We start from the raw sequence: 20,534 nt of genomic DNA, 5'->3' as shown, positions 1-20,534 counted from the left end.
AATCCGGGGGCGGAAGGAGCTGCAGTTTGCACGCTCGGTGCAACGGTCGGACAGGTGTCGTCGAGTGGCTTTCTCGCGTGCCGCCTCAGTGCGGAGCCAACGGGGTGAACATCGTGTATCCACAGCCGTACGCGGTCAGTGTGTTCGGCCGAGGATTCTCGCAGTTACTGATCTTCGCGCCGCGACTGTCGATCCACACATGATGTCGAGGACCGTGAACACTCGATCTGGTCGGCGGACCGGTGGCACGCCGTCAAAGCGTTGGAGTGTTCCGCGCCTGCTACCCGAGTTTCACGCCTGCGGTACTCGGGCAACCGCCTGGTGATGCGAACTCCTGCAGAGGTTTACAGTGCCAATAAGATGCGCAAGGAGGCGGCTATGGCGAAAGTTCAGATTCCCTATCGGCATAGAATGGGAGGGCATTGCGGCTCCGGTGCGCTTCGTGACCTCAGTGAATGGGCCGAACTCGGTTGGGGCACCGAGGCATTGAGTGAAGGACTGGTCTTCGCCCTCGGCGGAGCCCTAGACTTCTCGTACGTCCGATCTGCACAGTTGTTTCCCCAGGTGTACCTGGTCGGACGAGGAAGCGACCTGGAGCGCGATTACCTCACCCGGGTCGGCGCCAACTTCGTCGTGCAATCCACCGATGACCCACACGAGGGATGGGCATTTGTGACCGATGAAATCGACGAGGGCCGGCCGGTCATGGTGTGGGCGGACATCGGCGAACTTCCCTATCTGCGCGTCCGACTGCAGATGAGCCGCCACGACATCGTCATCGTCGGATATGACGACGAACAACGCGTGGCCTACGTAGTCGACAATGACCGCGACACGACCCAACTGGTTCCCTATGACGCTCTACGGCGAGCACGTTCGTCAGTCGGGTTCCCTACGCCAACCCGACACACCACCTATCACGTCGACTGGCCGGACCAAATGCCCGACCTTCGTCCGATTGCGGGCGCCGCGCTCGCTGCGAGCGCAGCGTTCATGCGAGGTGACGCCGCGGGCGCGCCGCTACTGCGCGTCGAGGCGGCTGACGTCGAATCATCGGGGTTGAACGGCGTGCATGACTTCGCCGCTGACTTGCGTCGTTGGCCAACGCTGTTCGACGACGATGCACTCGCCGCAGCACTGTTCGGCCTCGGAGCGTTCATCGAGAAAGCCGGCACCGGTGGTGGACTCTTTCGTACGTTGCAGGCGCAGGGTTGCCAGAGCATCGCCGATCAACTTCATGACGCGGCCGCTGCCGACGCTGCTGCGGCGGCTAAACACGCTTCCGAGGCGTGGTCTGCGCTCGCGGCAGCTGCCACGAACGTCGATGCCCCGCTGCGAAGCAGGAGCCTAGCCACGGCCGATGTCGCCGCCATGATCCCGGAGGCAGAGGTGCGTCTCGTCGAAGCCCTCGAAAAAGCCAGTCGATCGGTCAGCGCCGTTGAGATCGACATCGAATCCAACTGAAAGGCACTGTATGAGCGAAATTCCGAGTGATTCCACGTTCTTAGAGACATCGGAATTCCTGGATTGGCAGCACGACGATGTTCAGCGTTTCACCGACGAAGCGGTGGGTGACGCCCGTGCCCCTGTGGAGAAGGCAAGGTTGATCTTCGCCGCGGTGCGAGACAGGATTTGGTACGACCCCTACAGCACAGACGACGACCCCGAGCATTATCGGGCGAGCTATGTAGCGACGGCGTCGAAAGCGTATTGCGTACCGAAGGCGGTGCTGCTGACCGCGGCAGCTCGCGCGGCAGGCATTCCCGCCCGGCTGGGATTCGCAGATGTGCGGAATCATCTGCAGACCCCCACGTTGCGTGCCCGGATGGGGGGCACCGACTTATTCGTTTACCACGGATACAGCGAACTACGACTCAACGACCGTTGGGTGAAGGCGACGCCGGCGTTCAACGCCGAACTCTGCGCGCGATTCGGTGTACCTCCGATCGACTTCGACGGCCACAGCGATGCGCTTCTTCATGCCCACGACGGCGAGGGAAGCAAACACATGGAGTATCTCAACGACCGCGGCTGGTACCACGACCTCCCCTTTACTGACATCGTCACCGAGTTGCATAACCGGTACGGGCCGCTCATGCAAAAGTCCGCCCCCGAGCGCGACGCCTTTTCGCAGTGAGGGTCTATGACGAAATCGCGATACACCGAAACACGGTCAGTGCGATTTGGTCGACGATAGGCGCTCTCGCATCTACGCGCATGGCCGGCGCCGCCACCAATGTGAGTCCATGGTGACGACTGTAATTTGTTCTGGTGGTTAGGAGTTCCATATCGACGAGCAAGCGAATGAAGATTCGGCAGTGGCGTGGTGGCACGATTTCAAGAGTCGTGCAGTTGTCGAGGATGGCGACGATCTCCAGCAGCACCACCCGTGGTGCCTAGGCTGCGGCAAAGACAATCCACACGGTCATGGCCTGCGAGCGCGTCGGCGTGGCAACGGGGTGATTGCCAGGCATGTCTTCGATGGCCGACATCGCGGCGCACCCGGGATCGCGCATGGCGGCGCGGTCATTACAGTTCTCGACGACATGGTGGGGATGCTGCTCTACGTCGTCGGTGAGATGGCCGTCACCCGCAAACTGAACACCGATTTCTTTGCGCCGGTGCTGCTTCATACGCCGTATTTGGTCGGCGCGGACCTCGTGTCTCGGACCGGCCGAAGACTCGAAGTCAGGGCAGAACTGAGGGAGGAAACCACCCAGAAGCTAGTGGCCTCCGCGGACGGGTTATTCGTGGTCGTTACGCTTGCGCACTTCACCGATGCCGCGGGCAAGGCCTCTCCGGCACGCAATGGGGAAAACGACGACTCGCGCGAGGCGATGGGAAACCGTCATCCTTGATGGCGGTGGTCTTTTCGAAGAAGGAACAGCGCACTTAGCACTGCCCGCCTAGCCGAGCCGAGATAGGCATCATTTCTCACGGTTGGTATCGCACGCCAGATGAGGAGATGTCTGAACGGCTTTGTTCCCCCGGACTTTGGCGGGTCAGTGAGAGATTCGTGTGACCATGATGACCTCCTACCGTGACGAGAAACGAGCATTTAGACTGCGAGTCTGAACTCAGTGAACTGGATAGGCCGATGCACGATACTCCATCTCAAATATGTGACCGTCATCCCGCCTCGGCGGACTTGTCCGCCGAAAAGGGGCCCAACGACTCGAATTTCGAAGACGTCGCCGCGGTGACCGGCGTCCCGGAGGCGACGCTGTACTACTACTTCGCCGGCAAAGAAGACATCCTTGCCTTCCTGCTCGAAGACCTCCTCAAGGACATCTCCGATGCCGTGACCACGATCGTGCACACCGACGGCTCCGGTGCCGAACGCCTCGAACTCGTCATCCGCGCACAACTGCGGGCAATGGCGCAGCGGCCAGCCGTTTGCCGTGCACTCATCGGCGAACTGGGACGAGCGGCCCGCATGCCGGCCATCGCCGAGATGATCAATACCGCCTACCAACAACCCGTCGAGACCCTGCTCGTCGAAGGAGCCCGCGACGGATCCCTCGTCGCCCAGCCTGATGCACGATCGACGTCCATTGCGCTGTTCGGTGCGGTCACCATCAACGCACTCATGTATCTGGTGACGGGGAACCACCTCGACGAGACGGTGGTCGCCAGCACCCTCAGCGCCGTCATGTTGGACGGCCTGCGCCCGCGCACAGGAGACCAGTCATGAGCACCTACGGCCTGTCGGTTCTCGGCGCGGATTTGAAGTCACTGGCCCAGACCGCCCAGGCCGCCGACGCGGCCGGGTTCGACGCCGTATGGGCCTCGGAGTTCTACTCCCGGTCCGGATCGATCTCCATGGCCGCGATGGCCAACAGCACACAGAACTGCCGGATCGGTTCCTCCATTCTCTACGGCGTCGGCCGAAGCCCGCTGGTGCTGGCCACCGAGGCGCGTGATCTCGACGAACTCTCCGAAGGACGGCTGGTGCTCGGCATCGGCAACGGCACCAAACGGATGATGAGCGACTGGCACGGCGTGCCCGACACTTCCGCACCCGCGCTGCGGATGGAAGAACTCGTGATGCTGCTGCGCCGGATCTGGAACCTGCATGAAGGCCCCATCCATCACGAGGGCCGTTTCTACAGAATGAATCTCACCCCGACCGGCGACGTGGGACCCCCCAGCCGGCCGATCCCGATCGTCACTGCCGGTGTCCGGGCCCGGATGTGCGAGGCGGCGGGGCGGGTGGCCGACGGCCTGGCCGGACATCCCCTGTTCACGACCACCTACGTCGAGGAGATCGTCCGGCCCGCTATCGCCCGGGGTGCCGCGCACACGGGCCGCGACCCCAATGACGTGGAAATCATTTCCATGGTGATGTGCGCCATCCACGACGACGCCGAGGTTGCCAGACGCGAACTGGCGCAGCAGATTGCGTTCTACTCCTCGGTCAAATCGTACGAGACGGTACTCGATGTGAACGGATTCGCCAGCGAGGGCCGAACCATCCGGGAAGCATTCGCCCAGCGCGATTTCCCGGCGATGTTCGCCGCGGTGTCGGAGGAGATGATCGACACCATGGGCGTCGCCGGGACGGCACACCACGTCCGAGAACAACTGAGACGCTACGACGGCGTCCTCGACCACATCATGCTGTATTCACCATCGGTTGGCATCGCTCCGGAGCGCGTGCAGCAAAACCTCGACAGCATCATCCGGGAATGTTCGCCCCCCTCAATGTCGCCAGGGCAGTCCGGTCCACGTTCAACCTGATCCACGCATTGCTGCCGAAGCCCGACCCGTCCCCACGTCCGCATCCGCCTTCAGCGTCTGGCGCGTCGACCGTGCCTATGGTTGCGCGCCGCTGTTGACGATGTCCGCGTCATCGTTGTCGGGGAGGTCATGGCGGACCACGCGTAACCGGCCCCGAGGCAGGCACGCCATGTAGCCGTGGCGCATGCCATAGAGCTCCCACGCTGTCTGTTCCGCGTCGGGGTCGACATCGATGCGGTGCCCGCGCGAGAAGCTCAGGTGTAGCCCTCCATCGTCGCTGGACCAGGCCTGCGTGCACACCGCGCCAGCGAGGTTTAGCAGTGGACGTTCGTGGGTGGCGATCCTGAGGGGGTCGATCCGCACCGCCTCGACGGGGTAGGTGCCGACGGCAGGCAGGGTCAACAACAGGGGGCAGGAGATGACGATTTCGTTGTAGTCATCGAAGTCCAAAACCAGGCCATCTCGCACCGAGAGGCGCTGCACGACGAGGTTCTCGATCCACTGGGTGTACATGGCAATCTCTTTCGACGCATCGTTGAGCCGTATCTCAAAAGAGTACTGCAAGTAGCGCTGCGATACTATAAGTATCGTTAATGTTCCGCGCTGATCGTAAAGACGCTGGTTACGACACGCCTGGTCGCGCGGTCGATACGGTCGCGGGTATCGGCAGCTGACGCGCGGTGGCCGCTGAAGGTCACGAGGTTGGCCAACCAGATGTCGGAGATGACCCCCGCGACGTGCAGATTGGTGGGGGTGGGCTCGCCCCCCTTGAGCGTGCGCGCCAGCAGGACCTGGATCTCGGCGGCGGCACGGTCGAGTTCCGCGGCGGCACTGGTGTCTGCGATGGCGAAGGCCCGTGTCATGGCTGCTGTCAGCGAGGGATTGCTCTGCCAGCGGTCGTGGAGATGTCCGGTTAGGCGTTCGAGCCGTTCCAGCGGTGTGCCGTCAACGCTCGCCCAGTCGAAGGCTGAGTCCAGTCGACGGAACTCACGTGTCAGCCCTGCGACCAGCAAGTGGGTTTTCGCCGGGTAGTAGCGGTAGAGCGTGCCGACCGCGATGCCGACCCGCGCGGCGACCGCCCGCATTTGGACTGCCTCGTAACCACCCGACGCGGCAACCGATAGTGCCGCATCCAGGATCATTTCCCGGCGCCGTGCGGAGGCGCGGGAACGCGGCGCTACGGCGCTCCGCTTATCGACAGCGACTGGATCGTCTCCCGACGGCCGGGCTCCGCTGTGGCTGCGTGTCTGGGGGAGGGTCATGATGGCCCGTCGCCGAGGCCACCCCGGCGCGAGAAGTGCTCTAGAAGTTGAGCGAAAGCGCTGACATCGCCGTGTGCGGCGAAGTGCTCAGGGCTGACTGCGACGAACACTGCATTGGCGGTGAAGTGGGCGATCCCACCCTCACCCGTACCTGTCGCCGTGACATGCAACGCCCGTCCTTCATGAGAGACGATGTAAGCAGTAATCCGGTGGGGCCGATGGAGCGGCACCGGCCGTAGATACTCCAAAGTGAGCGTGCGCGTCACTGCCGGGGTGCCGGCGATCCACAACGTGAAGCCCAGGACGTCATCACACGCGGCAGCGATTGCGCCGCCGTGAGCCAGCCCCGGTGCTCCGACATGGCGCTCGTCGAACGTCACATCGGTGTACACCGCGTCGCCGCTGCGATGCACCACCAACTGCAGTCCGTGGGGGTTGTCCGGGCCGCAACCCATGCACGTCGTGGTGTGCGAGGGCAGCCGCTCTGGCGGCAACACGCCTTCGGGCACCATCACGCTCCAATACGGTCGGTTTCGCTCCGCTACCGTTAGTACCACACTGCTAGACTGCCGTGACAGCATCGCGTGAAGATCGACCGCCGAGGTGAATGAGTGAGCGACAGTCAGTCAGTGCCAGTCCCTGACGACGACGTGGACCCTCGGCTCATCCGGTCACGCACCCGGCTGCTGGATGCCGCGGCAACGCTATTGAGCACCGGTGGGGTGGAAGCAGTCACCATTGATGCCGTCACCAAGGCGTCCAAAGTGGCCAGAACAACGCTGTACCGGCATTTTCAGAGTTCTTCGCATCTACTCGCAGCCACGTTCGAACGCCTACTTCCACAGGTGACGACTCCGGTACCGACCAATGGACCCATCCGCGACCAGCTGCTCGAATTGCTCAGCCGCCAAGCCGCCCTGTTCAACGACGCGCCGCTGCATGTCACGACACTCGCGTGGCTCTCGCTAGGACCCACCGGCTCCAGCAACGAAGTGGATGAGCGCCACACATCCGGGGCGCTACGGACCCGAGTCGTTAACCAATACCGACAGCCGTTTGACGCCATACTCACCAGCCCGAGAGCGCAGGCCGAACTCGCACATTGCGACCGGGAACTGGCGATCTGTCAGCTCGTCGGGCCACTCGCCTTCGCCCGGATGACCGGGATTCGCACCATCACACACGACGACTGCGCGAACCTGGTCGATGACTTTCTCGCCGCCCACCGCAAGACCGACGGCGACGCCAGCACGGGGGCGAATCCGCCACCAAGAGGACGGGCCGCCCCGCGGGCCTAGCTCACTAGCCACAACGGAATCCACACCTCCCAGCCGGCTGTGCCTCGTGCTGTTTTACCTTCGCTCTAGGGGCGTCCGCGATGTTAGCGGAGAAATGCTCGTGTCATCCCGAACGCCGATGCACCCTGGGCCGCATCAGGCTTCGCAATCACTTCCACTCCCGCAATGCCACGCACACCACGTCAGCGTCCGAACGGACCTTGCCAACGCGTCGCCCCGCCGTCCGCGACTCGTCTCGGCGAACCCCACATGCGTCGCGCCCCGGCGACGCGGAGCGTCTGCGCCACGACCCATGTGGCGAATATCGTCCGTCGATATGTGAGCGTGGTAGCCCCGAAATGCAAGAGGTGTGTGGATCTCGTCGTTGAGCACGTCGGGGAGACGCTCCGAGCAGAGGCATGGCATGCAGGGTTAGTCGGCTGGAACGCTGAACTAAGTCGACAGGCTCGGGGGAGTGAAGATGCGGAGTACGGACGTTCGTCATCGCGAATGTGGCTCTGGTCGTGGACCGATTCGTCCGCACGTTTCTATGTTCTCGGTATGAACTCGAATGAGAAGCTCCGCGCGCGGTACCGAGCCCGTGAAGCGCAGCGCAGATTGAACGAGGAAAGGGCTCGGCGGGAGCGCGCCAATGCCGACGCCGCCGCGACGATCCGACTCACGCTGCACCGAGTCGAGTCTGTCGACACATGGGAACGGGTGCGACTCGATCAGGCGCAGGAGCGTGTCCGCGCAGAGGGGGCTAAGAGGCGTGCAGGTTATCTCGCCGGCCTGCAGGCTGCCGTCGAGCAGATGAGGGACCGGGGCGAGACTTTGGCCAAGATTGCTGCGCTCGTCGATGTCGATGTTCGCGAGATCAAAGCCGCGCTGCGCAGGGCTCGCACCGCAGACGAGGGAGGACGCGGGATGGCGGGCATCTCGGGTGCGGGTACGCGGTCTGCTCGCTCCGCACCGCAAGGCGGGGACTTCGAGAGCAGAGACCCGCTGTCCGACAACGCCGCTCGACGTTCAGCCAGCGGTGACGACAACGGCGCCGGTTCCTACGACCCAACTCGGTGTGTCCGCTGCGAGGCAGTGATGCTTGATATCGACGACGGGCCGCGACGCGGACGTCGTCGGCTGTACTGCTCCGACACATGCCGACGTGACGCCTCGGCGGCACGTACGGCCGCAGAGCGCTACGGGTCACCCATACGAGTGGTCGAGGTGCGAAAACCCGTTGACTCCTCCAAGCCGACTGCGGAGTCCACAGGGCCGGAGCCGGCACCCATCGAGCCGCTCGATGCCGTCGGGATCATGCTCGAGAACGACGAGGCGCTGCACGCGTTGCTAGCACGCATGACAGAACAAGCTCGACTCAAGAACCTGAATCGCCCAACACTGACCGCCGCGAGAGAACTCGCAAAAGTCGTACACCCGCTGCGTAGTTGGTGAGCAGTCCCGCCCACGCACCAGGCAGCAGTCGGTCAGCGTGTCCTACGCCGGCGGTGTCTTCGGCTGGCAGGACTGCATCCGGTCATACTCGCGACGGCACGACCGAGGCTATGAATGGACCATCCGGCGAGTTCGGCTGCGAGGTCCTCGATGTCCCACTCCAGCTCGTGAATTGCCGATCGACGCTTGGCCTTGATCATTTCGCTTGCGTCGTCGTGGTGGGGTCGGATCCCGTGTTGGCGTTCATAGCCATCAACAACGGTGTCGATCACGTCGTCAAGCGTGGTGATCAAACGAGTCGCGGCCATGTCCGCGTTCTCTGCGATGTACTCGTCGCAGTCCTCCTGGGGCCAGGATGGCGGGAATTGCAAGTGCGATCGGTAGAGGTCCCTGATTGCTCTGTCGAAGTCCCCGGAGAACTGGATGTCGGGCCAATCCGCAACTGCCGCGTCGGCCAGTTTCTTCACATCGTCTTCGAGACTCACGACCATCGCCTCCCGGTTCCATCTCCGATGATGCTCGCCGGCACCGACAACACACCGCATTGTGTGCTGGCGGACGGTGACTCAGGAGGCTTCTATGGACAGGTCTTCGACAGGCTCCTCAGGAACTGAGTCCGGCGCGATATCCGCGTTGCCCAGCCCGCCGCGGCTACCCCGCAGCAGCGAGGGACGCGAGGGTTGCGAGGCTTGATCTGCCGACACATCTTTGGCGGGCGGGTAAACGGTCCACAGCAGCACATTCCGGTGATTCCGCGCGCCATCGTCCTCGATCACCCAGCCAAGGCTTCGAAGCGCGGGCGCGTGCCGTTTCAGAAGCGCTGTGACGTCCCGACCGTTCCTGGGCCGCTCCTTCGGCCTGCGCCAGGTGTCGCCGGCCGGTGTGACTGCCGCAAGCAGGTCCGCTCCGGATCCCGCGATGATTGGCTCCTCGATGTGTTGGCGCAGCCGTTCAATGAACGGGTCGGCGGACAGACTGTCTTCGGAGAGTTGGCTGGCGCGCGACAAGTAACGACGGAAGCCATTGGTCGACAGAAACTCATCGACGGCCGCCAGCGTGCGACTGAAGTCCGCCATCCGTGGCGACACATCGACCGAGATGGTCTCGAGGCGTTGATGGACTAAGGCGGCCAGATCGAGCAGCCCACTCAGAATGCCTGGTAGAGCCGTGCGCCACTGTTGTCGCATCGTGGCCTCCGGTTGTCGCATGTGGCGATCAATGCGTCGCAGCTCGACCGTCGCCAGTCGTTCTGCAAGGTCGGGTCGCACAGCGCCGACGTCGATGCCGTTGATGATGACGCACCGACGGAACTTGATGACCGCTAGGTCGGCGTCGGTGTACAACGCTCGTTTGACGTTGCCGTCGCCCGTGGCGGCGCGGCACAGCGAGTCCGACAGCCACGGCGGGATGGTGGACAGATTGTCGAGGGCGACTACCCATGACCCGGATGCCGCGGTCACCCAAGAGTCAGCGTCGCGCGGCGCTTGGCGCAACGGGACGGGGGAGGGATCGATCAGATCGACCAGCATGCGCGTCGTCGTGCTCTTGGCGCTGCCCTGTTCGGCGAAGAGTGCCAACACAGGATGCGGGACATCGCACTGGACGAGCGCGGCGACGAGCACCGCGAGGAGGACGGGTCGGTCCTCGACGTTGATGTTGACGAAATCCCACAGTCGATCCAAATCACCCACCGACGGCAGTGGCATCGCGGCCGTCAGCTTGCTTCGCAAGAAACGAACCGGGGCGGAATCGGTGACAGTCCACCGTCCCTGGCCGATGCGGATCACCTTGCCGTCAGGTCGTCCAGTATCGATGTAGTTGATACCGTCCAGTTCTGCGACGCGCAGATACAACTTCTCCGGAGCCTTGATGGCGGCCATGCCTTCGAGGATCAACGTGGCGTCAGTGAGTGCCTGGCCGACGGCGACAGTGCCGGTGTCGCGGAAGTAGCGCGAGGCGAGTTCGGCTCGCAGGCCGGCCTTGCCGGCGCGTAGCAGCATCGCCAGGTGCGGCCGCGTGCGTTCGGCGCCGAAGGGTTCACCGTCCTCGGAGACGCCGAGGCAATATCGCTCTTGGGCCATCTCCACCAGCCGAACGGCAACGGACTTTTTGTCGGTCTCGGCCCTGGCACTCAATGCTTTTCCCGCCTACGAAGCTTCTGAAGGCGGGCATGGCAGGTTATTCTCATGAGGAGTCCTCCGGTTGAGCGATCGGGTGGTTCGAATGAAAGACCTCGGCTAGGACCCGGGGTCTTTCTCAATTGCGGATCTCACGCGGCGTCGCCGCCTCCACGCCGAGTTGCAATTTCTTGCTCCGAGATCCACCGCAGCACCTCGTCGCGGCGGTAGACGACGCGGCGGCCCAAGGCAAAACTGGCAGGCCCGATATCGCAGTGGCGCCAGTAGCGCAGGGTCCCGACGGGGACGCCGATGATTTCCGAAACCTGTTTCGCGTTCAGTAGATCCATCTGATGCTCCTCAAAGGTGTGTTCTGTCAACGAATCCAACGCTGGTGGTGGCGCCCCGTATTTGTCCACCACTACCCTGCAGATCACTTGCAAATTGACTCCAGCCGAACGGTTTCGTCGGCTGTCGGTAGTCGATGTGAAACTGGGCACCAAGGGAGGTGGCTCACATGCAGCGACGAAACCGCCGCGCGGGCGTCGAGGACAGGTGGCGTCGATCAGACGGAAGCCCTTCCGCGCGCAGTGGTAGGGGACGCCGGTGGTTGGCCCGGTATGTGGACGACCAGGGTGGAGAGAACACGCGGTCATTCGAACGCAAGGTCGATGCGCAGGCCTTTCTCAACGAGATCACTGCCGCCCAGACGATCGGCACCTATGTCGCGCCGAAAGCGGGCCGCATCACCGTCCGCGAGGTGCATACCAAATGGCTTGGGACGCAGAGCCATTTGAAGGAGACCACGGTCGCGACACGCGCGTTCGCCTGGTCGGGCTACGTGGAAGGACGGTGGTCCGCCGTTGCGGTGGCCGACGTGCAGTCGTCGGACATCAGAGCGTGGGTGCAGGAACTGGCGGCCGGCGGAGCCAAGCCCGCCACCATCGAGAACGCGCTTAGCGTCTTGCGCCAGATCCTCGAGATGGCCGTCGAGGACCGCCGGATCCCCCGGAATCCGTGCACGGGAGTGAAGTCGCCGCGACGACAGCACCGATCGCGGGGCTATCTGACGCACCAGCAGGTGGAGCTTCTGGCATGCGAGGTTGGCGAGTACGCCACCGTTGTCCGATTTCTCGCTTACACCGGGTTGCGTTGGGGCGAGATGGCAGCGCTGCGGGTGGAGTCATTCGACATGTTGCGTCGCCGGGTCAACATCCGCGAGGCAATCGCCGAGGTCAACGGACGGGTGGTGTGGTCCACGCCGAAATCCCATGAACGTCGCTCGGTGCCCTTCCCGGCGTTCCTCGCCAAGCTGCTGGCCGCGCAAATGATCGGCAAAAAGCGTGAGGACTTGGTGTTCACATCACCAGGGGGAGCGCTGCTCCGAGTGTCGACCTGGCGGCCGCGAGTCTTCAACGTGGCTGTCCAACGCCTCCAGGAAGCAGACCCGGCGTACCCCACCGTCACGCCCCATGATCTCCGTCATACGGCGGCATCCCTGTCGATCAGTGCGGGGGCCAACGTGAAGGCGGTCCAAACGATGCTCGGACACGCGTCTGCGGTCCTCACCTTGGATACCTATGCCGACCTGTTCCCGGACGACCTGGAGCAGGTTTCGGTTGCACTAGATGCGGCGCGCATGCGGTCTTTGGCAGCCACTGCGGACCAGCTGCGGACTGAGAAGTAAGAAGGCCCCGACCGAATCTCCCGGTCAGGGCCTCTCACCTGCGATCCTGCGAGTCGGGGTGGCGGGATTCGAACCCACGACCTCTTCGTCCCGAACGAAGCACGCTACCAAGCTGCGCCACACCCCGCGGAAAGCTCCGACAGCGTATCGCACCGGTGGCGATGGAAGCCAAACGCCACCAAACGCCGCCAAACGCCGTGGTCGCCGACCGCCTCGCGTGTAGCGCGCGAGCCCGATGGGTAACCGGATCTCAACGAAGTCGTCAGAACGGCGACGCGATCGACCGGTGACACGGGAATGCGTTCGACCGTCGCCGGCGTTGTGACCAGCATGATCGTGCATGGGCACGATCCGAGAAGGAGAAGATTCGATGACCGGTCTGGGAGCTGCCATCTACGGTGGATTCTTCGGTCTTGCCGCGCTGTGGTTGTTCCTGACCTCGGACGCCGTGGGCGTCCGCCGGGTTCAGGACCAGGCGCCGGATCGTTCGAACTCGACCAACTTCATGGCCGACGCCGAGGACTCGAGCTCGGAGCTGATCAGCCACTCCGCGTTGAAGTAGGTGTCGGCGTACCGGTCGCCGCTGTCGGCGATCAGCGTCACCACCGAGCCACTGCGGCCCTCGGCCACCATCTGCGCGATCAGCCCGAACGCACCCCACACGTTGGTCCCGGTCGACGGCCCCACTCGCCGCCCCAGCACCGCGCTGACGTGATGCGCGGCGGCGACGGACGCGGCGTCCGGAACCTGAACCATGCGGTCGACCACGTCGGGCAGGAACGAGGGTTCCACCCGCGGTCGGCCGATGCCCTCGATGCGTGACGACGCACCCGCGACGGGGCGGCCCTGCTGATACGACGGGAAGAACGCCGAGTTCTCTGGATCCACCACGCACAGCTGGGTGGGGTGGCGTCGGTACCGGATGTAGCGGCCGATCGTCGCGCTCGTCCCGCCGGTGCCCGCTCCCACCACGATCCACTCCGGGATGGGGTAACTCTCCGCCCGCATCTGCTCGTAGATCGACTCGGCGATGTTGTTGTTGCCCCGCCAGTCCGTCGCGCGTTCGGCGTTGGTGAACTGGTCGAGGTAGTGGCCGCCGGTCTCGGCCGCCAGCCGCTCCGCCTCGGCGTACACCTGGCCGGCGCTCGACACGAAGTGGCAACGGCCGCCCTGTGATTCGATCAGCGCGATTTTCGTCGCGCTGGTCGTCGCCGGCATCACCGCGATGAAGGGCAGCCCGAGCATCGCGGCGAAGTAGGCCTCGGACACGGCCGTCGACCCCGACGACGCCTCGATCACCGTGGTGCCCTCGTCGATCCAGCCGTTGCACAGTGCGTAGAGGAACAGTGAGCGCGCCAACCGGTGCTTGAGGCTGCCGGTGATGTGCGTCGTCTCGTCCTTCAGGTACAGCTGGACGTCTGGGGCGGTCGGGCTGCCCGGCCCCAGGAAGTGCTTCCACGACGAGGGCAGCGGATAGCGCAGCAGGTGGGTGTCCGCACTGCGTCGGGCATCCGCCTCGATCAACCGGATGGCGTTCTCGGCCCACTCGCGGGATCGGGAGCGGGACGCGACGCAGGTCCCGTCGGTCACCGCGCGGAGACGGTCGGCTGCGACATGCCGGCGCTCGCGCCCACGTGTCCACCACCGGTGGGCGCGGCGACCAGCGTCAGCAGGGTGGCCTCCGGCCTGCAGCAGAACCGCAGCGGAGCGTAGGGAGACGTGCCGATCCCGGCGGAGACGTGCAGTGCGGTGCCCGCGCCCCACCGTGACGGACCCTTGGCACGGGAGGTGTCGATGTCACAGTTCGTGACGAGCGCACCGTGGAACGGCAGGCACAGTTGGCCGCCGTGGGTGTGCCCGGCCAGGACCAACTGGTAGCCGTCTGCGGCGAACCGGTCGAGCACCCGGGTGTAGGGCGCGTGGGTGATGCCGAGGCTCAGGTTGGCCGCGGGATTGGGGCGGCCTGCGATGGTGTCGTACCGGTCGCGCTTGAGGTGCGGATCGTCGACGCCCGCGGCGGCGATCACCAGACCCTTGACGTCGATCTCGCGGCGGGTGTGCGTCATGTCGAGCCACCCGCGCTCGGTGAACGCGGCGCGCAAGTCCTGCCACGGCAAGGGAGTGCCCGTGACCCGCTTCTTCTTGTCGAAGAGGTAGCTCGCCGGATTCTTCGGCTTGGGTCCGAAGTAGTCGTTGCTGCCGAACACGAACAGTCCCGGCACCGACAGCAGGTCACCCATCGCCTGGACGACGGCGGGCACTGCCCGCGGGTGCGCCAGGTTGTCACCGGTGTTGATCACCAGATCGGGACTCCACCGGGACAGGTCCCGCAGCCAGGACTGCTTGCGGCGCTGCCCCGGCCGCATGTGGAAGTCCGACAGGTGCAGCACCCGCAGCGGCGCCGAACCCGGCGTGAGTACCGGCATCGTCAGCTCGCGGACGACGAACGCATTGCGCTCGATCAGGGAGCCGTAGGCCAGCCCCGCGACCAGCGAACCGGCCGCCGTGGCCGCCGTGTTCCTCAGGACGGTGGTGGGATCGGGCATGGAGGCAGCTTACTGCCAGATGCCCGAGCCACCCGGTGAGTCCGGGTCGCCGTCACCGTCCTCACAGGTCACGGCGGTGGCGGTGGCGGCGGAGGCGGCCCCAGGACCGGAACCGTGATCGGTGGCAATCCTGGGATCTCCACGACCGTCGACCCCACCGGTAGTGGCGGCGCGTTCGGGTCCAGCCCCGGGATGGGCAGGCCCGCGGGCGGCGGCGGTGGTGGCGGCGCGATGCCGTTGCTGACCTGGAGCGTGATGATCGAGCCCGGCACCGTCTGTCCCGACGGCGACGTGCCGACGACCGCGCCCTGCGGCGAGTTGCTGTTCACCGGCGTCGCCTGGTCGGCGACCTGGAAGCCGGCGTCCTTGAGACGCTGACGGGCCAGGCTCTCGTTCATGCCCGCGATGCTGGGCACCCGCGAACCCGGTGCGCCGTCGACGTACCGCGGATCGGTGGGAGGCAGCGCCACGGTGTCGGGCGTGATGCCCTTCATGGCGGTGAACCAGGTGCGCGCGGGCTCGTTGCCACCGAACAGATCGCCCGAACCGCACTGGCGCAGCGGGTAGGAGCACAGTTCGCCGGGGCTGGTCGAGTCGTCGTAGATGTAGTTCGCCGCGGCGAAGTCGCTGGTGAAGCCGAGGAAGCCCGACGAGCGGTGGGCCTCGGTGGTACCGGTCTTGCCCGACATGGGCAGGTTCCAGCCGACCGAGCCTGCCGAGCCCGCGGCGGTGCCGGAGCCGGTGTCGTCCTTGCTCATCGCGTTGGCCAGCGTGTTGGCCAACCCCTCGGGCACGACCTGCTCGCACGTCTCGGTGGTGACCGAGACCTCGTCGCCGGTGCGGTCGAAGACCTTGTCGATCGGGTTGGGCGGGCACCACGTGCCGCTGGAGCCCAGGGTCGCGGCGACGTTGGACAGCTCGAGCGCATTGACCTCGATGGGTCCGAGGGTGAAGGAGCCCAGGTTCTGGCGCTTCACGAAGTCGGCGAGGCTCTCGTTGCTCTCGGGGTCGTAGTCCCGTGCGGTGCCGGGCAGCGCGTAGGACCGCAGGCCGAGCTTGACCGCCATGTCGACCGTCCGTTGCACGCCGATCTGCGCGATCAGCTTCGCGAACGCCGTGTTCGGCGACGTCGCCAGCGCGTCGGTCACGCTCATCGGGCCGCGCCCGCCGCCGGTCACGCACCAGGTGGCCGGCGGGCACCCCTTCGCGCCGCCGCTGCCCAGCCCCTTCGCCTGAAAGCTGGACGGTGCGTCGAGTTGGGCGTTGATGCCCATGCCCATGTCGAGGGCCGCCGCGGTCGTGAAGACCTTGAAGATGGACCCGGCGCCGTCGCCGACGAGTGAGAACGGCTGCGGCTGCATCGTCTCGCCCGCGTCGAGGTTCAGTCCGTAGGTGCGGTTGCTGGCCATCGCCACCACCGGGTGGGCGGTCTTGCCGGGACGAATGACGCTCATGACGCTCGCCACGCCCTCGAGATCCGGTGCCGCGATCCCGTCGACGGACGACTTCACCTGGTTCTGGATGTCGGGGTCCAGGGTCGTCTTGATCAGGTACCCGCCCTTGGCGACCTGCTCCTTGCTGATGCCCGCCCGCGCGAGGTACTCCAGCGCGTAGTCGCAGAAGAACGCCCGGTCGCCGGCGGCGATGCACCCGCGGGGCAGTTCCTGGGGCTGCGGCAGGATGCCGAGTGGCTGCTCCTTGGCGGCGAGCAGTGCCTCGGCCTCCTGCGGCACGTTCTCGATCATCGTGTCGAGTACCAGGTTGCGGCGGGCCAGCGCACCGTCGGGATTGGTGTACGGGTTGAGCGTGCTCGTCGACTGCACCATGCCGGCCAAAAGGGCCGCCTGCTGCCAGTTGAGTTCGGACGCGTTGATGCCGAAGTAGGTCTGCGCCGCGTCCTGCACGCCGAACGCGCCGTTGCCGAAGGACACCAGATTCAGGTAGCGCGTGAGGATCTCGGGCTTGGTGAACGTCTTGTCGAGCGTCAACGCCATGCGGATCTCGCGCAGCTTGCGGGCGGGCGTGGTCTCGATCGCCGCCCGCTTCTCACTCTCGGTCTGCGCGACCACGAGGAGTTGGTAGTTCTTGATGTACTGCTGCTCCAGCGTCGAACCGCCGCGGGTGTCGGCGGCACCGGACAGATAGCCGGACAGTCCGGTGAGCGTGCCCTGCCAGTCGACGCCGTTGTGGTCGGCGAACCGCTTGTCCTCGATCGAGACAATGGCGAGCTTCATGGGGTTGGCGATCTGATCGCTCGGAACCTCGAAGCGGCGCTGGGTGTACAGCCAGGCGATGGGGTTGCCCTTGGCGTCCACCATCGTGGACACCGCGGGGACCTCGCCTTCGACGAGCTGCGCGGAGCCGTTGGCCACGACGTCGGAAGCGCGATTCGACACCAGGCCGAAGCCGCCGACGAGGGGGAACATCAATGCCGCGGCGATGACGCTGGCCAGGATGACGCACCAGGCCAGCTTGATCACCGTGACCGCAGCGGGCGGTCGAGTCGGCGGGCGGTCGGACATGGGATACAGACTAGCGACGTCCGCTAATCCCAGCCTCCGAGTGTGTGCCGCGGGAATGGCGCGCTGCCGGCTCGCGGACATCTCCGCCGGTCGGAGGGGCTGCGGGCCCGTTCGAACGGTTCACGGCACGGTCGTCCCAAAAAAGCGAGATTTGACTGTTGCGCAAAACCCCCCTGACCACCTAGCTTGGACACACAGTGCGATCTAGGTAACACTTCGGGTCGCAATGTGGCGTAGATCGCACCAGCGGTTTACCCGGAGATACGGACCGTCAAGAAGAGGGCGGCTGGACGGAGGGGATCGCAGGTGTCAGCTACTCGGCCCGCGGCGCGCAAGACCATCACGTGTTCACCAGTCAATGGTGCAGTCCAGAGCGCCGAAGCGGAAGCCCGCATCGCGTGGGTATCGCAAGCCCGCTGCAGGCAAGCCGATCCCGATGAACTGTTCGTCCGCGGCGCCGCTCAGCGCAAGGCCGCAGTCATCTGCCGGCACTGCCCGGTGATCTCCGAATGCGGTGCCGACGCCCTCGACAACCGCGTCGAATTCGGCGTCTGGGGTGGCATGACCGAGCGTCAGCGTCGCGCCCTGCTCAAGCAGCACCCCGAGGTCGTCTCCTGGGCGGACTTCTTCGCCGCCCAGCGCAAGCACCGCAGCGCAGTCTAGGAACCGAAGCGCCGCCACCTACGCAGCAGGGACGTCGCCGGTGATCTGATCGGCGATGGCCCGCAACGCTTCCAGGTCCGACACGTCGAACGGAAGCGACGGCACGCCGACGATCGCCACCTGCGGGTTGGCCCCGGTGAACCGCGACAGCAGACGTACCTCGCGCTTCGCGGTCAACGACCGGTCCGCGTGCACCTTCAGTACCGCCGCCGCCAGCTGGTCGGCGCCGCCGCCCGACTCCAGGGACTCCGCCGCCTCCTTCGCCTTCTCCGGGCTCAGGTTGCACAGCGTCGGGTGCGTCCGGTTGAGGATCAGTCCGGCGAGCGGCATGTTCTCCTGTGACAGCCGGTCGACGAAGAAGGACGCCTCGCGCAGCGCATCGGGTTCTGCGGCCGAGACCACCACGAACTGGGTGCCGCGACGCTTCAGCAGTTCGTAGGTCTTGTCCGCCTTCTGCCGGAACCCGTCGAACGTGGCGTCGAGCGCCTGAACGAAAGCGGCTGCATCCGAGAGCATCTGAGAGCCCAGGATCGTCGACATGGCCTTCATCGCCAACCCGACGGCGCCGGTGAGGAGCTTGCCGATTCCACGTCCGGGTGCCAGCAGCAGACGCCACAGCCTGCTGTCCATGAAGCTGCCGAGGCGCTTCGGCGCGTCCAGGAAGTCCAGCGCGTTGCGCGACGGCGGAGTGTCCACCACGATCAGGTCCCACTTGTCCTCGGCGAGTAGCTGGCCCAGCTTCTCCATCGCCATGTACTCCTGCGTGCCCGCCAGCGACGTCGCGACGGTCTGATAGAACTGGTTCTCCAGGATCGCCTCTGCCCGTTGGGCATCCGAGGAGTACTGGAGCACCATCTCGTCGAACGTGCGGCGCATGTCGAGCATCATCGCGTGCAGTTCGCCGCTCACCTCGGGCGCCAGCGGCACCCGCTGAGGACTGTTGCCCAGATCCTTGATTCCCAGCGCCTGGGCGAGACGCTTCGCCGGGTCGATCGTCAGCACCACCACCGTGCGGCCGTACTCGGCGGCGCGCAGCGCCATCGCGGCCGCGGTCGTGGTCTTTCCGACACCGCCTGCGCCGCAACACACGATGACGCGGTTCGACCGATCGGACAGGATCGCGTTCATGTCGAGCGCGCGTGGGGTGGTGCTCATGTCTGGTCCCTCTGCTCGAACGGGTACTGGATGCGGATCGGACTCGTCGCGTGACCGCGGTGGCTCATCGAACACCCTGAGCGGCAAGCTCTTCGGCCAATTCGTAGAGACTGCCGAGGTCCACGCCGTCCCGGAGTGCGGGCAGTTCGAGCCGCGGGATGTCGATCTCGTCGAGCTGCTCGGCGCTCTCGGCGCGCGCGGTGATCCGCGTGGCGTGCTGGATGGACTCGGTGAGCAGGCCGGCGAAGTCCTCGTCGGCCAGGGTGATTCCGGCTGCGGTGAGACCGCTGCGGATCGCGTCGGCGTCGAGCACGCCCTCGGCGGCCTTGCTCATCTCGTCCGCGTCGAGGTAGGCGGGGATGTTCCGGTTCACGATCACGCTGCCGATGGGCAGGCCGAGCGCCTTCAGCTCGTCGATCGCCTCGACGGTCTCCTGGATGGGCAGCGCCTCGAGCAGCGTGACCAGGTGGATGGCGGTGAGTTCGGAGTGCAGCACCTTGACCACACTCTCGGCCTGAGCGTGCACCGGCCCACCCTTCGCGAGGTCGGAGACGGCCTTGGTGACGTCGAGGAACCGGGCGATGCGGCCGGTGGGCGGGGAGTCGACGACGACCGCGTCGTACACGGTGAGCTTCCCGCTCTTGTCCGGCTTCTCGCTGCGGGTCACGATCTCGCGGACCTTGCCGGTGAGCAGCACGTCACGCAGGCCGGGGGCGATCGTGGTCGCGAACTCGACGGCGCCGATGCGGCGCATCGCGCGGCCCGCGATGCCGAGGTTGTAGAACATGTCGAGGTACTCGAGGAACGCGGCCTCGGTGTCGATGGCGAGCGCGTTGACCTGACCGCCGCCCTCTGCGGTGGCGATCTTCACCTCGGCGTAGGGCAGCGGCGGCACGTCGAACAATTGCGCGATGCCTTGCCGGCCCTCGACCTCCACCAGCAGAACCTTGCGCCCACCCGCGGCCAGCGTCAGCGCCAGCGCGGCGGCGATGGTGGACTTGCCCGTCCCACCCTTGCCCGTGACGAAGTGGAGTCGGGTCTTGGCCAACCGGGACGGCCAGCCGTCCGGGGTGCGGGTTTCGGAGGACGACGGCTCTGTGGTCACACCAG

The 20,534-nt window shown here is 65.3% G+C and carries 20 protein-coding genes and 1 tRNA gene; 9 read left to right on the top strand and 12 right to left on the bottom strand.

What is annotated here, in order from left to right:
• The first annotated feature begins 378 nt into the window (after positions 1 to 378).
• The 5 genes from G6N64_RS01960 (at position 379) to G6N64_RS01940 (ending at position 4,740) form a co-directional block, all read left to right on the top strand.
• Entirely contained in the window at positions 379 to 1,464 is a 1,086-nt protein-coding gene (locus G6N64_RS01960; RefSeq protein ID WP_011895429.1) for a BtrH N-terminal domain-containing protein, read from the top strand.
• 10 nt (positions 1,465 to 1,474) lie between these two features.
• Entirely contained in the window at positions 1,475 to 2,137 is a 663-nt protein-coding gene (locus G6N64_RS01955; RefSeq protein ID WP_011895428.1) for a transglutaminase-like domain-containing protein, read from the top strand.
• Between the two features lie 181 nt (positions 2,138 to 2,318).
• Positions 2,319 to 2,858: a PaaI family thioesterase gene (locus G6N64_RS01950; RefSeq protein WP_163795381.1), complete on the top strand. Its 540-nt coding sequence runs from the start codon at positions 2,319 to 2,321 to the stop codon at positions 2,856 to 2,858.
• 239 nt (positions 2,859 to 3,097) lie between these two features.
• Positions 3,098 to 3,694 (top strand): TetR/AcrR family transcriptional regulator, encoded by a 597-nt coding sequence (locus tag G6N64_RS01945; RefSeq protein WP_163801368.1) that lies wholly within the window; start codon positions 3,098 to 3,100, stop codon positions 3,692 to 3,694.
• The gene (locus G6N64_RS01940) at positions 3,691 to 4,740 is read left to right on the top strand and encodes an LLM class flavin-dependent oxidoreductase (protein ID WP_163795380.1); all 1,050 of its coding nucleotides are present in this window, start codon (positions 3,691 to 3,693) and stop codon (positions 4,738 to 4,740) included. The genes G6N64_RS01945 and G6N64_RS01940 overlap by 4 nt, the downstream gene beginning before the upstream one ends.
• 75 nt (positions 4,741 to 4,815) lie before the next feature.
• On the opposite strand, the gene G6N64_RS01935 is transcribed toward G6N64_RS01940, so the two are convergent.
• The 3 genes from G6N64_RS01935 to G6N64_RS01925 form a co-directional block, all read right to left on the bottom strand.
• Complete coding sequence (locus G6N64_RS01935; RefSeq protein WP_163795379.1) at positions 4,816 to 5,253, bottom strand: DUF6188 family protein; 438 nt, start codon at positions 5,251 to 5,253, stop codon at positions 4,816 to 4,818.
• A 77-nt stretch (positions 5,254 to 5,330) separates the two neighbouring features.
• Entirely contained in the window at positions 5,331 to 6,002 is a 672-nt protein-coding gene (locus G6N64_RS01930; protein WP_163795378.1) for a TetR family transcriptional regulator, read from the bottom strand.
• Complete coding sequence (locus G6N64_RS01925; RefSeq protein WP_163801367.1) at positions 5,999 to 6,511, bottom strand: PaaI family thioesterase; 513 nt, start codon at positions 6,509 to 6,511, stop codon at positions 5,999 to 6,001. Before G6N64_RS01925 ends, G6N64_RS01930 begins: the two co-directional genes overlap by 4 nt.
• A 102-nt stretch (positions 6,512 to 6,613) precedes the next feature.
• Here G6N64_RS01925 and G6N64_RS01920 point away from each other — a divergent pair, with 102 nt between their 5' ends.
• On the top strand, positions 6,614 to 7,300 hold the full coding sequence (locus G6N64_RS01920; RefSeq protein ID WP_163795377.1) for a TetR/AcrR family transcriptional regulator: 687 nt from the start codon (positions 6,614 to 6,616) through the stop codon (positions 7,298 to 7,300).
• Between the two features lie 540 nt (positions 7,301 to 7,840).
• On the top strand, positions 7,841 to 8,734 hold the full coding sequence (locus G6N64_RS01915) for a hypothetical protein (RefSeq protein WP_163795376.1): 894 nt from the start codon (positions 7,841 to 7,843) through the stop codon (positions 8,732 to 8,734).
• Positions 8,735 to 8,766: 32 nt separating this feature from the next.
• Here the strand turns inward: G6N64_RS01915 and G6N64_RS01910 are convergent, their stop codons facing one another.
• The 3 genes from G6N64_RS01910 to G6N64_RS01900 all read right to left on the bottom strand — a co-directional run bounded on the left by G6N64_RS01910 (position 8,767) and on the right by G6N64_RS01900 (position 11,201).
• Complete coding sequence (locus G6N64_RS01910) at positions 8,767 to 9,225, bottom strand: transposase (protein WP_372481193.1); 459 nt, start codon at positions 9,223 to 9,225, stop codon at positions 8,767 to 8,769.
• Between the two features lie 75 nt (positions 9,226 to 9,300).
• Complete coding sequence (locus tag G6N64_RS01905; protein ID WP_237569052.1) at positions 9,301 to 10,869, bottom strand: AICE element replication initiation protein; 1,569 nt, start codon at positions 10,867 to 10,869, stop codon at positions 9,301 to 9,303.
• Positions 10,870 to 11,003: 134 nt separating this feature from the next.
• Positions 11,004 to 11,201, bottom strand: coding sequence for a helix-turn-helix transcriptional regulator (locus G6N64_RS01900; RefSeq protein ID WP_078316144.1), 198 nt, complete (start codon positions 11,199 to 11,201; stop codon positions 11,004 to 11,006).
• A gap of 272 nt (positions 11,202 to 11,473) precedes the next feature.
• On the opposite strand from G6N64_RS01900, the gene G6N64_RS01895 reads away from it, so the two are divergent.
• Positions 11,474 to 12,538, top strand: a complete 1,065-nt coding sequence (locus G6N64_RS01895; RefSeq protein WP_237569053.1) for a tyrosine-type recombinase/integrase — start codon at positions 11,474 to 11,476, stop codon at positions 12,536 to 12,538.
• A 53-nt stretch (positions 12,539 to 12,591) separates the two neighbouring features.
• Here the strand turns inward: G6N64_RS01895 and G6N64_RS01890 are convergent.
• The 4 genes from G6N64_RS01890 to ponA2 all read right to left on the bottom strand — a co-directional run bounded on the left by G6N64_RS01890 (position 12,592) and on the right by ponA2 (position 17,606).
• Positions 12,592 to 12,665: transfer RNA gene (locus tag G6N64_RS01890), tRNA-Pro, on the bottom strand.
• Positions 12,666 to 13,003: 338 nt separating this feature from the next.
• Positions 13,004 to 14,128, bottom strand: coding sequence for an L-cysteine desulfhydrase Cds1 (cds1, locus tag G6N64_RS01885; RefSeq protein ID WP_163795374.1), 1,125 nt, complete (start codon positions 14,126 to 14,128; stop codon positions 13,004 to 13,006).
• The gene (locus G6N64_RS01880) at positions 14,125 to 15,084 is read right to left on the bottom strand and encodes a metallophosphoesterase (RefSeq protein ID WP_163795373.1); all 960 of its coding nucleotides are present in this window, start codon (positions 15,082 to 15,084) and stop codon (positions 14,125 to 14,127) included. Before G6N64_RS01880 ends, cds1 begins: the two co-directional genes overlap by 4 nt.
• Before the next feature lie 68 nt (positions 15,085 to 15,152).
• Positions 15,153 to 17,606 (bottom strand): transglycosylase/D,D-transpeptidase PonA2, encoded by a 2,454-nt coding sequence (ponA2, locus tag G6N64_RS01875; RefSeq protein WP_163795372.1) that lies wholly within the window; start codon positions 17,604 to 17,606, stop codon positions 15,153 to 15,155.
• Positions 17,607 to 17,912: 306 nt separating this feature from the next.
• On the opposite strand from ponA2, the gene G6N64_RS01870 reads away from it, so the two are divergent.
• Positions 17,913 to 18,269 carry a WhiB family transcriptional regulator gene (locus G6N64_RS01870; protein ID WP_163795371.1) on the top strand — a complete coding sequence of 119 codons (357 nt, stop codon included), beginning with the start codon at positions 17,913 to 17,915 and terminating at the stop codon, positions 18,267 to 18,269.
• Between the two features lie 18 nt (positions 18,270 to 18,287).
• On the opposite strand, the gene bagB is transcribed toward G6N64_RS01870, so the two are convergent.
• On the bottom strand, positions 18,288 to 19,424 hold the full coding sequence (gene bagB, locus G6N64_RS01865; RefSeq protein ID WP_163795370.1) for an ATPase BagB: 1,137 nt from the start codon (positions 19,422 to 19,424) through the stop codon (positions 18,288 to 18,290).
• Positions 19,425 to 19,488: 64 nt separating this feature from the next.
• Positions 19,489 to 20,529 carry an ATPase BagA gene (bagA, locus tag G6N64_RS01860; RefSeq protein ID WP_163795369.1) on the bottom strand — a complete coding sequence of 347 codons (1,041 nt, stop codon included), beginning with the start codon at positions 20,527 to 20,529 and terminating at the stop codon, positions 19,489 to 19,491.
• Between the last annotated feature and the right edge of the window lie 5 nt (positions 20,530 to 20,534).

This window comes from Mycolicibacterium sediminis (assembly GCF_010731735.1).
Lineage (GTDB): Bacteria > Actinomycetota > Actinomycetes > Mycobacteriales > Mycobacteriaceae > Mycobacterium > Mycobacterium sediminis.
Note: the sequence above shows the minus strand (reverse complement) of the source record. Positions and strands in the feature narration are given on the sequence as shown.